17 protein-coding genes are annotated in these 14,372 nt (G+C 63.6%); 9 read left to right on the forward strand and 8 right to left on the reverse strand.

Annotation, left to right across the window (positions count from 1 at the left end; all coding sequences use genetic code 11):
- Positions 1-29: 29 nt before the first annotated feature.
- Together BMY35_RS31530 and BMY35_RS31535 are read right to left on the reverse strand one after the other, a co-directional pair.
- Positions 30-1,301 carry an HlyD family secretion protein gene (locus BMY35_RS31530; protein WP_093207057.1) on the reverse strand — a complete coding sequence of 424 codons (1,272 nt, stop codon included), beginning with the start codon at positions 1,299-1,301 and terminating at the stop codon, positions 30-32.
- Between the two features lie 701 nt (positions 1,302-2,002).
- On the reverse strand, positions 2,003-2,365 hold the full coding sequence (locus tag BMY35_RS31535) for a hypothetical protein (protein ID WP_093207440.1): 363 nt from the start codon (positions 2,363-2,365) through the stop codon (positions 2,003-2,005).
- 401 nt (positions 2,366-2,766) lie between these two features.
- Here BMY35_RS31535 and BMY35_RS38935 point away from each other — a divergent pair, with 401 nt between their 5' ends.
- Positions 2,767-3,126, forward strand: coding sequence for a hypothetical protein (locus BMY35_RS38935; protein WP_256230168.1), 360 nt, complete (start codon positions 2,767-2,769; stop codon positions 3,124-3,126).
- Between the two features lie 70 nt (positions 3,127-3,196).
- Here BMY35_RS38935 and BMY35_RS31545 read toward each other — a convergent pair whose 3' ends face one another.
- Positions 3,197-4,096, reverse strand: coding sequence for a LysR substrate-binding domain-containing protein (locus BMY35_RS31545; protein ID WP_093207062.1), 900 nt, complete (start codon positions 4,094-4,096; stop codon positions 3,197-3,199).
- Between the two features lie 70 nt (positions 4,097-4,166).
- Between BMY35_RS31545 and BMY35_RS31550 the strand changes: the two genes are divergently transcribed.
- The 6 genes from BMY35_RS31550 to BMY35_RS31575 all read left to right on the forward strand — a co-directional run bounded on the left by BMY35_RS31550 (position 4,167) and on the right by BMY35_RS31575 (position 8,988).
- Positions 4,167-5,006, forward strand: a complete 840-nt coding sequence (locus BMY35_RS31550; RefSeq protein WP_093207065.1) for an amidohydrolase family protein — start codon at positions 4,167-4,169, stop codon at positions 5,004-5,006.
- Complete coding sequence (locus BMY35_RS31555; protein WP_093207067.1) at positions 5,003-5,803, forward strand: SDR family NAD(P)-dependent oxidoreductase; 801 nt, start codon at positions 5,003-5,005, stop codon at positions 5,801-5,803. The genes BMY35_RS31550 and BMY35_RS31555 overlap by 4 nt, the downstream gene beginning before the upstream one ends.
- A 57-nt stretch (positions 5,804-5,860) precedes the next feature.
- Positions 5,861-6,823 (forward strand): Bug family tripartite tricarboxylate transporter substrate binding protein, encoded by a 963-nt coding sequence (locus tag BMY35_RS31560; protein ID WP_093207070.1) that lies wholly within the window; start codon positions 5,861-5,863, stop codon positions 6,821-6,823.
- The gene (locus tag BMY35_RS31565; protein ID WP_093207443.1) at positions 6,823-7,350 is read left to right on the forward strand and encodes a carboxymuconolactone decarboxylase family protein; all 528 of its coding nucleotides are present in this window, start codon (positions 6,823-6,825) and stop codon (positions 7,348-7,350) included. Before BMY35_RS31560 ends, BMY35_RS31565 begins: the two co-directional genes overlap by 1 nt.
- A gap of 14 nt (positions 7,351-7,364) precedes the next feature.
- The gene (locus BMY35_RS31570) at positions 7,365-7,898 is read left to right on the forward strand and encodes a DUF4286 family protein (RefSeq protein ID WP_093207073.1); all 534 of its coding nucleotides are present in this window, start codon (positions 7,365-7,367) and stop codon (positions 7,896-7,898) included.
- Between the two features lie 676 nt (positions 7,899-8,574).
- Positions 8,575-8,988: a hypothetical protein gene (locus BMY35_RS31575; RefSeq protein WP_143080777.1), complete on the forward strand. Its 414-nt coding sequence runs from the start codon at positions 8,575-8,577 to the stop codon at positions 8,986-8,988.
- Positions 8,989-9,549: 561 nt separating this feature from the next.
- Here the strand turns inward: BMY35_RS31575 and BMY35_RS37980 are convergent.
- Positions 9,550-9,918, reverse strand: a complete 369-nt coding sequence (locus BMY35_RS37980; RefSeq protein WP_143080778.1) for a hypothetical protein — start codon at positions 9,916-9,918, stop codon at positions 9,550-9,552.
- A gap of 246 nt (positions 9,919-10,164) precedes the next feature.
- Between BMY35_RS37980 and BMY35_RS31585 the strand changes: the two genes are divergently transcribed.
- Positions 10,165-10,437 (forward strand): thermonuclease family protein, encoded by a 273-nt coding sequence (locus BMY35_RS31585; RefSeq protein WP_371287217.1) that lies wholly within the window; start codon positions 10,165-10,167, stop codon positions 10,435-10,437.
- A gap of 428 nt (positions 10,438-10,865) precedes the next feature.
- Here BMY35_RS31585 and BMY35_RS37985 read toward each other — a convergent pair whose 3' ends face one another.
- The 4 genes from BMY35_RS37985 to BMY35_RS31600 form a co-directional block, all read right to left on the reverse strand.
- On the reverse strand, positions 10,866-11,183 hold the full coding sequence (locus BMY35_RS37985; RefSeq protein ID WP_143080779.1) for a hypothetical protein: 318 nt from the start codon (positions 11,181-11,183) through the stop codon (positions 10,866-10,868).
- 19 nt (positions 11,184-11,202) lie between these two features.
- Positions 11,203-11,571, reverse strand: coding sequence for a hypothetical protein (locus tag BMY35_RS31590; RefSeq protein ID WP_143080780.1), 369 nt, complete (start codon positions 11,569-11,571; stop codon positions 11,203-11,205).
- Positions 11,572-11,938: 367 nt separating this feature from the next.
- Positions 11,939-12,067 carry a hypothetical protein gene (locus tag BMY35_RS38940; RefSeq protein ID WP_256230174.1) on the reverse strand — a complete coding sequence of 43 codons (129 nt, stop codon included), beginning with the start codon at positions 12,065-12,067 and terminating at the stop codon, positions 11,939-11,941.
- A gap of 237 nt (positions 12,068-12,304) precedes the next feature.
- Positions 12,305-12,595 carry an HNH endonuclease gene (locus BMY35_RS31600; RefSeq protein ID WP_093207080.1) on the reverse strand — a complete coding sequence of 97 codons (291 nt, stop codon included), beginning with the start codon at positions 12,593-12,595 and terminating at the stop codon, positions 12,305-12,307.
- Between the two features lie 207 nt (positions 12,596-12,802).
- Between BMY35_RS31600 and BMY35_RS31605 the strand changes: the two genes are divergently transcribed.
- Positions 12,803-14,347 carry a hypothetical protein gene (locus tag BMY35_RS31605; RefSeq protein WP_093207083.1) on the forward strand — a complete coding sequence of 515 codons (1,545 nt, stop codon included), beginning with the start codon at positions 12,803-12,805 and terminating at the stop codon, positions 14,345-14,347.
- Positions 14,348-14,372 lie beyond the last annotated feature (25 nt).

Here is a 14,372-nt window from a genome sequence, read left to right on the forward strand (position 1 = left end):
GGGAATGGAGATGAGCGAAGGGATCGCACTCAGGTCCTGAGGCTGGCCGAGACCACCTTGCCCGGCACGCAGAGAGTCTGCTGGCGGGCCGGGGACTGTTGCGACTGGCCGTCGTCGATGCGCGCCACGGCGTAGATGGAGCCCTGCTCGGCATAGGGGAAGGGCACGCTGTACGTGCTCTGCAGCGCGTCGGAGGCCACGGGCAGCAGCTGCTCGACGCGCGCGGGCATCGCGGCCGTGTTCTCGCCGATCTTCACGTCGAGCACCGAGCCGATGCTCAGGCGCTTGGCCAGCCGCGCGGGAAACACCGCGACGACGCCGATCCGGCTGCAATCGGTGACGCGCACCAGCGAAGCGCCCGCCGTGACATACGCGCCCTCGGGCATCAGCACGGTATGCACCAGCCCCGGCTGCGTCGCCGTGACCTGGTAGGCGGCGAGCTTCTCGACGCGGTGGCGCTCGTCTTCCTCGAGCTGCGTGATCTGCTTGAGCTGCTTGACGATGGCGGAGCCGTCCTGCTGGGCCCGGTCGATGCTGTTGCGAAGCGCTTCGCGCCGGCTCGTGAGCGTCTGGAACAGGTTGTTGCCCCCGGTGCCCACGAAGGCGCCCTGCCCCGCGCTCACCACGGTCTGCGCCTGTCCGGCGAAGGCCTGCTCGGCCACCGCCGCGTTGGCGCGGGCGGTGCTCAGCTGAGCCTCGGCCGCGTTCATCACCTGCTCGCTGATGGCACCTTCCTTCAGCAGCGCCTCGCTGGTGCGAACCTTGTTCTCTTGTTCGGCCACGACGCTGTGCGCGACGTCGCGCTGGCGCTGGGCTATTTCCCACGAGTCCCAGGTCTGGGCCAGCGAGGCCTGCCGGTGCACCTGCGCCTGCTGGCCCACGGACCTCATCTCCTGGCTGTCGGCCTTGAACTGGTTGCCCAGCTGCGACAGCTGGCTCTGCAACGCAAGGCGCTGCGTCGTGAGCGTGGTGAGGATCTCCTGGCTCACCGTCGGATTGCGCACCGTCGCCACCAGCGAGCCCGGCGCCACCGTGTCGCGCGAGTGCACCGCCATCTGCGTCACCACGCCGCTGATCGGCGAGGTGATGAGCCCCACCGGCGCCTGCAGCACCGCCCGTGTCGCCTGGGCCGACAGCAGCGGCGCGACGAGGGTCGAGATCATGAGCCACAGCACGAACGCCAGCAGCGCATAGCCCGCGAGCTTCGGAACGAAGGCGCCCCGCTGCCGGCTTCGGCCGCGCGTGGCCCGAACGCGGCAACCCGGATCGGACGAAGATGAAATTGGTCTGGACAGTCGCATAGCCACCCCTTGAAAACGTCGATGGCGCGCCGGTGCGGTGCGCCCTCAGGTGTTGAAAGAAAGAGACCCGATCCCAGTCCTCCACCGGTCCACGGATTTGCAGCGCGCCTTGTTTTTCATGCTGCAACGCAATAAAGGTACGTCCTAAGCTGAGTCCTTTCTGCTTCGGTGAGAAACAAGATGTGCAAACTTCCCATCTAATTTGTGAGCGCAAACCGGCATGAAGTCCTACATCGGTTCCGAGGCGGGAGGGATTGACAGCACGGGGGTGCGCAGGCAAGCCGAGGCATCGCGCGATCCCCGTTTGTCAGGGAGTTCGCGGGCCCGGTCTTTCAGGAGTGCGATGGATGTCGTTCTTCGGCGCGCGACGCCGAAGGCCGCTCGAGCGGCTGCGCGGTCAACACGCGGTAACGATATAGCCGCGAACGGTCACGGCAACGACAACACAGCGGCCGGCATGCGCCGGCCATTCACCGAAGTGGTGCCGCGCGCGCGATCGCAGCCGCTGCGGCAATGCATCGGCTGAATGCTGGCGGGGTTGTCATGAAAGGAAGAAAGAAGCGCTGCCGTCCATCGGCAGGCACTTCGCCGGGCGAGCGTGCCCGGCGAAGGAATTGCGCGGTGTTGCGCAAGGGTCGCCACGGTCCGGCAACGCCTCGGCGCCTTCGCACCGATCGACGTTGCCCGGGTGCCCGCGTCGCTCAGTCGCGATCTTCGTAGTAGCGGCGGTGCTGCTCGCGCTCCCATTGCCGGCGGCGCCATTCACGGCGCTCCGCGCGACGCTCTTCCCAGCGCTGGGCACGGCGCTCCTCCCAGCTGGGCTCGTAGTAGACAGGCGCCGGAGTGGAATACACAGGGGCGGGCTGGTAATAGGTCGGAGCCGGCCGCGAGTAGACAGGAGCCGGTTCGTAGTAGACCGGTGCGGGCTCGGTCACGACCACGCCGGGCACGTTGATGCCGACGGACCAGCTTGTGCCGGCATTGGCGGATGCCGCGACGGACAAGGCACCGGCGGCAATGAAACCTGCGGCAACCAGCTTGAGCGTGGATCGGGAAAAAGTCATTTCTTTCATCTCCTGGAGGACGGAAAACAGCCTCTGATGCACCACCAACGCCCGGGCCTGCGGAGCGGCGCACATCGCTACGGTGAAGAACGTTCCCAAATGTCACGCGTTCGCTGCGACCGATGGCGAAGGGCCGATGTCTATACTTGCGCCCGTCACGTCGAAACAAAGCGTGATCGGGTTTAGCAGCCCGAAGCAACCTCTGCGACGCAAGCCGCAGTTTTCCGCAGGATCTGCGGCTTTGTCGTTCATGCCTCCAGTTTTGGCGGCTCGGATGGGAGGGCTCGCGCCCTGCCGGTTTCTCGCAAGAGGTTGCCCGGTCTGCTAACCCGTCCGAGCTGCCGCCTCGTTTAGCAGCGAGCGCGACGGTTTTTGCAAATCGCAACCTCTGGAGGCCATTCATGGCTAGATCCGCTCGCGCATTCACGTATGCGCCCTCGCATCCCCATTCCGCCGAAGAACCCGCCGCGCCGCCGGGTGCAACTTCGGCATCACCGCCTCTTCAACAAAGCCCCGAATCATTCGCACTGCAAGCAGGCGATGACATCGCGAGCATTCGCAACGTGCACGGCGCGTACACGTGCCTCGAGAAGCTCGTCGTTCCGTTGCAGGTTGATGATTGCGAAGAGGTCTATCCGACGCGCTCCGAACTCGGCGTGCTGATCCGCCTGGTCAACGAGGAACTGCATCGGCGCCTCGAGGCCGCGGAGAGCACGATCGATTCCCTGCGCCGTGCTCTGCGCGAACAAGTTCCGCACTGAGGCGGTCCCGAGTCATTGGCCGTCGTCTTGCGGCGATGGCCCGGCTTCGGCGTGCGCCTCCACCGCCGTTTCATGATCGATCTGTCTGCCGGCGCCGAAAGTCCAGCTCCTGAAGAATCTGCGCCGTGCCGCGCACCAGCCGGGTCGCCGGACGCGCTGTCGGCGTCGCGAGCACCAGTTCGTTCCAGATGCCGGGCGGCCCGATGGCCGCGCGCGGCAATGCTTCGCCGCCGGGTGCGCCCAGGGCGCTCTCCGGAAGAATCGTGCAGCCGACCCCGGTTCCGACGAGTGCGAGCACGGTGTGGACCGCGCCGACCTCCGCGAGCACCTGCAGCGCGATGTGGCGCGGGCCGAGGACGGCGTCGAGCAGGTGCCGGATCGCGTTCGGCGCGCTGGGCAGCACCATCGGATAGTTCGCAAGCGCCGCCAGGCCGACGCGCGCCGGCAGCTTGCTCCCGGGTGGTGCCACGAGCAGCAGCTTCTCGCGCATCAGGGACTGGAAGCTCAGCTGGGGTGAGGCTGCGGGGTCGAACAGTAGCGCCAGATCGAGTCGCCCCGCAATCAGGGATTCGCGCAGCGCGGCGCTCAGGCCTTCGAGGACCGTGATGACGGCGCGCGGAAACCTCTCGCGAAACTGCCGGATCAGCGGCGCGCTCAGGCCCAGCGCCACGCGAGGCGGCATGCCGACGACGATGCGGCCACCGGGGCTCTCGTCGAGCTCCTGCAGCTCGTCGCGGGCACGACGCGAGATGTCGAGCATCGCGCGCGCGTGAACGAGCAGGGCTTCGCCCGCGTCCGTCGTGGCCACGCCGCGGCCGGTTCTCACCAGCAGGCGCTGGCCGAGGTCGGCCTCCAGCAGGGCGATCTGCCTGCTCAGGCTGGGCTGCGCCAGATTGAGCACCACTGCGCCACGGCTGAAGCTCCCCGCATCGACCACGGTGACGAAATACAGCAGCTGGCGCAACTCCATAGAGATTCAGCATAGCTGATATAGGCAGCATGTCCTTACGCATGCCGCCCTTCACGGGAAAACTGCCTCCATGACTTTCCCTCTCCCCCCGGGTTCCTGCAACGCCCACTGCCATGTGTTCGGGCCCGGCGCGCGCTTCCCCTACGCCCCGGACGCCGCCTTCATTCCCGCGACGGATGCGCCGAAGGAAGCCCTGTACGCATTGAACGACCACCTCGGCCTGCAGCGCTGCGTGGTCGTGCAGTCGACCTGCCACGGCTTCGACAACCGGGCCGCCGAGGACGCCGTGGCGTCGCGCCCATCGAGCTACCGCGCGATCGCCCTGCTGCCGACCGACGTCGGCGATGCGGAACTGCGGCGGCTCGACACCGCGGGCTTTCGCGGCGTCCGCTTCAACTTCATGGGCCACCTCGGCCGGCACGCGGACATGGAGGATGTCCTGGCGTTGGCGGGCCGTTTCGCACCGCTGGGTTGGCACCTGCAGATCCACGGCGACCCGGCGCTGCTGACGAACCTGGCGCCCGCGCTGCTTCGCTCGCCCACGCCGGTGGTGATCGACCACATCGGGCGCATCGATGCGGCGCTGGGCCTCGACCAGCCGGACTTCCGCGCGCTGCTGAAGCTGATGGCCGACGAGCGCTTCTGGGTCAAGGTGAGCGGCATGGACCGCATCACGCGGCAGGGCCCGCCTTATGCCGACGCGCAGCCCTTCGCGCGCAAGCTGGTCGCCGAGTTCGGCGACCGCATCGTGTGGGGCAACGACTGGCCGCACCCGAACCACGCGGGGCCCATGCCCGACGAGCGGCAGCTGGTCGACCTCATCGCCGGCGTCGCTCCCACCGAAGCCGCGCGCCATGCGCTGCTGGTCGGCAACCCCGAGCGCCTTTACCGATTTGGAGACGAGCTGTGAGCCTTCGCTTCGAGAACAAGGTGGCCATCGTGACCGGTGCCGGGTGCATAGGCGCCGGCTGGGGCAATGGCCGTGCCATCGCGGTGCGCCTCGCGGAGGAAGGCGCAAGGGTCCTCGCCGTCGACCGCGACCGCGCCCGGCTCGACGAGACGCTCGAGCTGGCAGGCGCCACCCGCGCGTCGATCACGCCGTGGGTCTGCGACGTCACCAGCAGCGACAGCGTGGCGGCCATGGTCGCCGCCTGCCTGGACATCCACGGAACGATCGACATCCTCGTCAACAACGTCGGTGGGTCCGCCGCCGGCGGGCCGGTAGAGCTGGCCGAGGAGACATGGGACCTGCAGGTCGACACCAACCTCAAGAGCGTGTTCCTGACCTGCAAGCACGCGCTCCCCACGATGCTGGAGAAGGGGGCGGGCTCGATCGTCAATATCTCCTCGACATCGGGCCTGCGCTGGACCGGCAGCGCGCAGGTGGCGTACGCCGCGACCAAGGCCGGCGTCATCCAGATGTCGCGCGTGATCGCGGTCCAGCACGCGGCCCGAGGGGTGCGGGTCAACAGCGTCGTGCCCGGGCAGCTGCACACGCCGATGGTCGAGGCGCGACTGGCCGGGCAACGCGCGGGCGGCAACGTCGACGCGCTCCTGGCCCAGCGCCAGAAGCGCATTCCGCTCGGGTTCATGGGCGACGGCCGGGACACGGCGAGCGCGGTGCTGTTCCTCGCGAGCGACGAGGCCCGGTTCATCACCGGCACCGAGCTGATCGTCGACGGCGGCATGACCGCGCGCTGCGACTGAGTGAGAGCCAGGTCGGACTACCCGATTGAAGACCATAGAAAGAAGACGGAGACATTCATGATCATCCAACGCATCCTGCTGATGGCAACGTTCACCCTCGCGCTGGTGCCCGCCGCCGTCCGCGCCGAACCGAAGACGACGCGAATCGTCGTTTCCTTCACTTCAGGAGGGCCCGTCGACTCGGTCGCACGCGTTCTCTCCGAGCAGCTCGGCAAGGAGCTGGGCCGCACGGTCATCGTCGACAACAAGCCCGGCGCCAACGGCGCGATCGGTGCGGTCGACGTCATGAAATCGGCCCCGGACGGCGGCACGCTGTGGTTCACCAGCGTCGGCGCGGCAGCGGTCAACCCTTCGCTGTACGAGAAGCTCCCCTACGACATGCAGCGCGACTTCGCGCCGGTCTCGCTGGTCGTCAACAACGTCGAGTTGCTCGTGACCCAGCAGAGCAACCCGGCCAGGGACGCGGCGGATTTCGTGGCGGCCACGAAGAAGCGCGCCGAGCCCGTGCCGATGGGCTCATCGGGCACCGGAAGCATTCCGCATCTGGCGATAGAGCAGCTGGCCGATTCGAGCGGCGCCAAGCTGCTGCACGTTCCCTACAAGGGCGCGGCGCCGGCCATCACGGACCTGATGGGCGGCCAGATCGGCGGATTCTTCGGCGACGTGCCCGGCCTGCTCGGACATCTGCAAGGCGGACGCCTCAAGGCGCTGGGCGTGGCATCGAACAAACGGCACCCGGCATTGCCCGACGTGAAGACGCTGGAGGAGCAAGGCATCCGCGGCGTCGACACCAACAACTGGTATGCGCTTTTCGCGCCGGCAAAGACGCCGCCCGAAGTCATCGAGGCACTGAGCAAGGCGGTGCGCAACACGCTGGCCAACCCTGGCGTGCGCGAGAAGCTGCTGAAGACCGGAACGGAGCCCGTCGGATCCACACCCCAGGAGCTGGCGGCCATTCAGAAGCGGGACAGCGAGAAGTGGGCGAAGCTGATCCGCGCCAAGAACATCAAGGCCGAATGATGACGAGCACCTCAATCCGCGTTCCCCTCGTGCAGCCCGGCACGCGGCCCGAGCTGGCCGAGATCGAGTCACGCATCATGGCGCAGCGCGGCCGCGTATCGCTGCTCTACCAGGTGCTCCTCAACAGCGGCCCGATCGCCTCGGGCTGGGAACGCATGCTCACCGCGGTTCGCAACCAGACCGATGTACCGGCCGACCTTCGCGAGCTGATGATCCTTCGGGTCGCCGTGCTCAACGGAGCCCGGTTCGAATACGACGCGCATGTACCGCATGCGCGGGCAGCAGGGGTCAGCGACGGGAAGATCGACGCTGTCCGGCAGGACGTGCTGTCCGAAGAGTTTGCGCCGCTGGAGCGCCTAGTGCTCGAACTCACGGACGCCATGACCCGCCAGGTGGTGGTTCCGGAAGAACTCATGAGCCGGCTCCAGCAGCACTTCGACCCCAAGGGCGTGGTGGAGGTCGTGGCGACGGTGGCGGCCTACAACATGGTGTCACGGCTGCTCGTTGCCCTGAACGTCGCGCATTGAACGAGGAGTCTCGAATGCAGGATCTGTGGCTGCTCAAGTCCGGTACATCTTCGATCGACCAAGCGTCCATGCTGGCCCGCACGCTGTCGCCTGAGGTGCAGTCATGGAAGGCGGTGGATGGCGCACTGGTCTATCTCTACGCGACGGGAATTGCGCCGCCGGTGCTCGCCTCTCCGGAGCCTGCCGCCAAGTGGCTGCGGCTCGCCTGCCTGCAGGAGGTGCAAGGCGCGTCGGCCGGCCAGGCCGCTTCGCACCGCTATGTCGTGGAGACGGACGTGCTTCCCGGGTTCGAGGACGACTTCAATGCCTGGTACACGCAGGAACACCTGCCCGGACTGGCAGCGGTGCCCGGGAACGTTCGCGCGGCCCGCTACATCGACGCGACGGGCTCGCCGCGGTACTACGCGTGCTACGACCTCGTGGGTGCCGAGACCCTGGGCAGTCCGCAGTGGCTGGCCGTGCGTGCAACACCCTGGAGTTCGCGAGTTCGGCCTGCGTTCAGGAATACGAGGCGCACCATGTTTTGTCTGGCGGGGGTGGTGGGTTGAGATTCTTTGCGGGTCGGGTCGAGGCGTGCCGCAGCCGATCTCCATAGCGGCATCGGCACTTTTCTGGCATGACACCGTCGTGGGTGGAGACACGGTGTGTGCCGGTCTGACCTGCGGAAGAAGACTTGCTTTCAGCGCGGGCGTCTTGCGGGGCAGACGCGTCATCGAAAGGCAGCGAATCTCGCTCAGATGGATAGATACGAGATTCGTGCGGATTCGCGGCCTTGAAGGAGAGGCGATGGAATTCAGCGATGCCGCTTGAGCCGCCTCTCAAGCTGAGCCCTTGAGATGCAAGGACTTCTTAACCACCGACACGCGGATTTTCAATCCGATAAACAACTCAGCATTCATGCGGGTTCAGCCACATCGGTGGGAATACTGCTCGCTTTTGAGGTCCCGCTGCATGCGGGCTTGCCGAGCGCCGTTCCCACAGAACGCAGCCGCATCTAGCTCGCTTTGATTTCTCCGACACCTCTGCCCTCTCCATCTTCGATGCGACTGCAGTGCGCCACTTGCGGGCAACCTTTCATTGGCGTGGATAGTCAAAAAGCTTGTCACTGACCTGCGGTGCTGCAGCAGCGGCCAGCACTCCCTCCTGCTAGTCTTGGCCCGAAGCCCATCGAGGGCCGACAACTCCACGCTATGCTCGCCCGCTATAACCAGGAGTGAAGGAAGAATGAGTTTTCGTTTGAAGATCTGCGCCTGTGCCATCGCATTGGTTTCGGCCTCGGGATGTGTGTATTACCCGACAGCCATCAATGCCGAGACATTCGAAACGATCGTTGAAGGACGCTACGACCCGAGCAAGCAGGCACTGCTCGCCGACTGCATGTTCGACGGCTGGGATACGGTGATGAACTACGCCGCCTTTTCGCAGGCAAGGCTCGTGAAGCGTGCATCGGGCTACCGCCTGGACGCCATATCTTTGACCAACAAGCTGCTGACGGCGGACTTGCGCGACGATGGAGTCATCACCATCGCCCGAATGAAAGCGCGCAGCATGAGCACCACGCTTGGGCCGGAGATCGCAGCTGCAATGACCTGCCTGAATCGCTACGATGTGACCTACAAGCAGGTCGGAACGCCGTAGGCGTCGCACAAGGAACTGCTGGGTCAAGGGGAAGCTCGTCGAGGTCGAGCAAGTCGACGTGCTCGAGGCCCAAGTGACGGCGAATCCGTTTCGCGGCTAGCTTTGCTTTAGCGATGTGGACTACAACGACTACTGGAAGCAAGCTTGGTGGTGTCTTCTGGTAAGCCACGAGCTATCGAACCAGCGCGAGAAGCAGTCCGAAGAGCAGCATGACGCTCGCTTCGCAGCCGTTCGGACAGTAGTCGCGCAAGTCGATGTCACTGGGCTGGCATGCGCGCTCGGCGCCTCTCGTTCGATGGAGGGCGCCAGGTTGCGACAATCCCTCTATGAGCCAAGCCGAATTCTTCCCCGCTGAACCCGCCACCCTTTACACCCCAACTTGGTACAGCGACACCGAGCGCGAGGTGCGCCTCTTGCCGCTGGCACTGGGCGACTAACAAGGTCACGCCAAGACATGGCGCCGAGCGCTGGACGGTCACGTCGCTGAAGACAAACGAGATCATCTATAGCGGTATTGGTCCAGTGGCGACGGCACCGAGGTCGCGCTGCAATGAAACCAAGCTACTTGTGCTTCTTTTCTCGATACTGCTTCATCAGAAGGCGCGCAAAATCGTCTGCGACTAGGTAGATCGCCAGTCCCGGGTTCTCTCCACACACATGATCCAAGACTCTGTTGATCACCCCGTGACTGGGCACATCCAAAAGCATCCTGTCTTCCACTCCATCGGCATTCTTACTTGACAGATAGCCTTGAACCCAGGCGAGTACGACCTGCTCAACGACAGCCTCGCTCTCCGGCCGCGGCTGCTTCCGGGCTGTCAGCCAGACATCGCATTTCGCCACGCCAATGCCGCCCATGGCCTTCTCCGCTTGAGCCGAACCAGTCGCAGCCAACACCACCGCAAGAAGAATGTATTGAATGGATTTCATGAGTCGATTGTCCGCTGACCGGCCATTGACACAGACCACTCGGAATTACCTACTGGGCGCCCTTCTCGTCCTCCCCTTAATCGCCGCAGCCGATGCCCGCACCTGACTCGCGGTGGGCATCAGCGACTGCGACACCATCACCGCGCGCTGCGGTGAACCCGGTGCCTACGAGCAGGTCAAGGTGCGCTTCAACGACATCGATGCCCCGAGAAGAAGCAGCCGTTCGGCCAGCGGGCCAAGGAAGCGATGTCCGACCTGGTCTACATGAAAGACGTCGCCCTCGACTGCCGAAAGACCGACCGCTATGGCCGCAGCGTCTGCCGTGTCCACGTCGCACCGAACTCCGCGCCCGGCGGCCCGCAGACCATCGACGCCGGCCTGACCATGATCACGCTGGGGCTGGCGTGGTGGTATCGCGACTACGCGCGCGAGCAGACGCCGCAGGAGCGCGGGCAATACGAGTTTGCAGAGAAAGAGGGTGTCAGGCTCCGGAGCGACAAGCGCGCGATGGCGCCGTAGGAGTAACGCAAAGAGCAACGCGCCCAGCGAGAACATGGCCACGCCGGGCGAGCGCTGGACAGCCACCTCCCTGAAGAACGGCACCACGGTCTACAGCGGCATCGGGCCGGTCGAGATCCGGCACGCGTCCGCCTGATAAAATCGCGCCACGCTCAGAACTCCTGAGCAGTGCCTGGCCAGGCAAGCTGAATCTCACGCCAGCACGTCGAAGTCACTACGACGAGAAAAACAATAATGACTTCATGCAAAAGAATTTGCCGTAGCGTGGACCGCGTAAGAGTTCACGACCATATTCCCAAAGCCGCCCTCGAGGCGGCTTTTTCATGGGCGACCTGAATGCAAGCTCCCCACCTGAAGCCGAAAGGACAGCCGCAATCCGTTGAAGGAGTAGCGGCGGCGCTCGGCGAGTTCGCCTGCCGGTGTAGCTGTCAGAGATTGTTTTTCTTCAACAGCTCACGGAAGACTTCATTGCCAGCGTCGTCGAGATGGTCCGAAGGGTTCTTGCGACAGTAGTCGTCGGCGATCAGGAAAATCGAGGCGTTGCTGGTTCCCTTCAGGCCATCTTTGTGAAGCGCGGAGGCCAGGCCCGAGAGGTATGCCAGCATCCAGAGCTGATTTGGCCCAGCCGCTGGATTTGCGCTCTGCCTGCTGCGAGCCCAATCGCTGCAAGAGGTTGCACCGCGGATCTCGATGGCCATAGTCGATGAGCAGCAAAGAATCAAAAGTGCCGAAGTAAGTTTTTTCATTCTTCTCTCTCCAGCCAGACTATTTGCGGCCACCGCCTCGATACTGGTCGATGAGGACGGTCGCAAAGGTATCTGCGACTATGTAGATCTTCCAATCCGGATTGTCCCCACAGATCTTGTCGATCACCCTCTTGATGGTCTCGGGGGACGGTACATCCAGGACCGAGCGGCCTTTTGCCCCGGTGGCGTTCTTGCTCGAAAGAAAGCCTTGAACCCACGCGAGCATCAATCCTTCGATGACAACCTCTCTATCCTGCTGCGGCGTCTTCCTTGCGTCGAGCCAAACGTCGCAAGTGGCTACGCCTATGCCGGCCATGGCTTGCTCCGCCTGAGCTAGACCAGTCGCCGCAAGCATCAGAGTCGAGAGAATGCATCGGATGGATTTCATGAACTCATTGTCCATGAGCCGGCAGGCCTCAAAGGCCGCTCGCAAATACCTAGCAGGTGCTCTGCTCGTCCCCTGCTCGCCGCGGCGGACGTATGCACCTGCTTGGTATGCCCGCGAGCAGACCCCTTAGGAACGCGACCAATACTAGTTCGCCGAGAAGGAGGCCGCAGCCAAGGGCGCTGGGCTCCGGGGCAATAGGAGACCTCGGGCTCCCATTGAACCTCATGCTTGCCTGCTCGGTGAAGTTTGCATCTTCCGTCGAAGAGGCGCTGCAGGTCATCGCCCGCGCCATCGCTGAGAAGTGGCAAAAGCCGGGCGCGACAATCCCCCCATGAGCCAAGCTGACATCTTCCCAAACGCCCCCCCTCTACACGCCAGCCTGGTACAGCAGCACCGCGCGCGAGGAGCGCACCCAGCCGCTGGCGCTGGGCGAGTACAAGGTCACGCCGGGCCACGGTGCCGAACGCTGGACGGTCACTTCGTTGAAGGACGGCACCACGGTCTACAGCGGTATCGGGCCGGTCGAGATCCGGCACGCGTCCGCCTGATAAAATCGCGCCACGCTCAGAACTCCTGAGCAGTGCCTGGCCAGGCAAGCTGAATCTCACGCCAGCGCGTCGAAGTCACTACGACGAGAAAAACAACAATGACTTCATGCAAAAGAATTTGCCGTAGCGTGGACCGCGTAAGAGTTCACGACCACATTCCCAAAGCCGCCCTCGAGGCGGCTTTTTCATGGGCGCTCGATGGGCCACAGGCCGGCCTTGCGCATCAGCAGCACAAAGGCTTGGTAGGTCTCAGGATCAGGCGCCTCGGCGGGAAAGAGAGCATGCCGGCTGGCGCTGCATCGCCTGCAGGCCGCGACGATGTTGCTGCGGGTGTTTCTGCCGCCGTCGGCGCGCGCCACCAGGTGCTCGGCTGTGACATGCCGCCCCATGGGCTGCAGGCAGTAGTAGCAGAGGCCGTCTTGAGCAGCAAACGCCCTGCGGCGAAGGAATTGAATCTTGAACTGGGATGCCCGCATAGGGAACTCCGAAGGTTGAACCTGGAAGTCCCCGATGCACTCAAGTGTCAGAGCGGGCGCCGGACATTGTGTTTACCGGCGGGTGCGTCGTAGCGATCGCACGGTCGGGCAAGAACCCGAGCGTGCCGATTCTATGGTCGACGGTGTGCCAAGACAATTCCCAGAAGCAACTAGACCTTCAAGGTACGATGACTTGTCAGAAGCCATATGCCGCACCTGAATCTTCCATTCGCAACCGAGACTGACCTCACGCAGGGCCACCTCGCCGCCCTAGCTCTGCGCTATTCGCTGCCCCACCTACACGAGAGCATCAGAAGCATTCAGCTTGCCTCTGATTTTCATGTCCCTCGCACTCTCCGTCGGTACCTCTTCGACGCCATCCAGACCAGTTCCTTCGAGATCGTGTCTCCACTGGACGGACGCCCCTACTCAGCCAAGTATTCCGTGGTACTCGGTGGAGACAAGACGACCTTCGTGTTCTTCGAAGGGTTCATCGTCGGTATCGGCCACCTGGCGCGCGGCTTTCCTCTGTCTGCGCTGATCCTCCCGGCGCAGCGGCTATTTCTAAAGATAGTCGATGACCATTGGGCGGTTAGACATGAGCATCTCGAGCAGCTAGCAGAGCAACTTCACCATCACCCCATCAGCGCACCGCCTGAGCCCGGGGTTGCCCTGCTTTCCGGCGACGCCAACTTCGCGCATCACGTCTGGAACCAGCTGCCGTCTCTGCAGGCAATCGTTGAGCATTGCGATCTCTCAGGAACCGTCGAGATCATCAACACGCACGAGCCGCTCGGGTCGATCACGCAGATGTTCCCCGAACTCGCACGTTTTTCGCCGCGGCACGTCCCGGATGTCTTCCTTGAGCAGGTCAATGCGACGCCCAAGTTGCGGCTGCCCGTCGGATCGATCTTCATTCCGGCCAAGCTGATTAGTCGACTCTTGGTCGCTTTCAATTCCCGCGCGCCATCGGAACAGGAGATCGCCCTGCGGCTCCGAATCGCGGCACACCGTTCAACGATCTTGTGGCTCAGCATTCGAACGAGGACACGAGCGCCGACCAACCAGGCGCAGGTCCTTGCCAGGATCGGATGCGACTACCTCTCTCGCAATCCAGACGGACTGATCGTCCTAGATGGGCATTCCGTTCCAGAGGATTTCATTGAGAACATCACTCATGACAAGCCGGCGCAGCGCAAGTTAGTCGAGGAATGTTCCGCGATCGCCGCTGAAGTAGCCTGCAAGATCATTGCGCAAACGTCTCGATCTGAATCTGTCGTGAGCGCTGTCGGGATCAGCATTGCTCAGACCATTCTTCTTGCCCAGCAAGCAACCGTCTACTTCTGTCACCACGGTACGGTACAGCATAAGGTCGGATGGTTTTCATCGGCGCCGGGCGTTGTCCATTGCAATAGGAGAACACTCCAAGTCACCGATCTTGGGAAGTACATCGCAGATCAGTCAGAGGTCGCAGAAATTCCCCTCTATCTCCCCCATGATTTGGTTGAATCTCCAACTGAATTCGAGTCAGAAGACGCAGCAAGCAGCGCTGATATAGCGGAGAACTACTACGTCAACGACATCCAGACCGCAAGCGAAGCAGTGATGCGGTTGTTCGCCACCATACGCGCCGATGCGCATGCTGTGCCACCTGCAGCGCAACCAGGCATGGCAAGAGCTACCGTGATTTTTCTGGTGCTTGTTGCCTTGGTGATTGGCTACTTGAACGCAGTCGCGAACATCTTCGCATAGCCGACCACCAAAAAGAAAAAGCCCC

This window comes from Variovorax sp. YR750, from assembly GCF_900109805.1.
Taxonomy (GTDB): domain Bacteria; phylum Pseudomonadota; class Gammaproteobacteria; order Burkholderiales; family Burkholderiaceae_C; genus Variovorax; species Variovorax gossypii.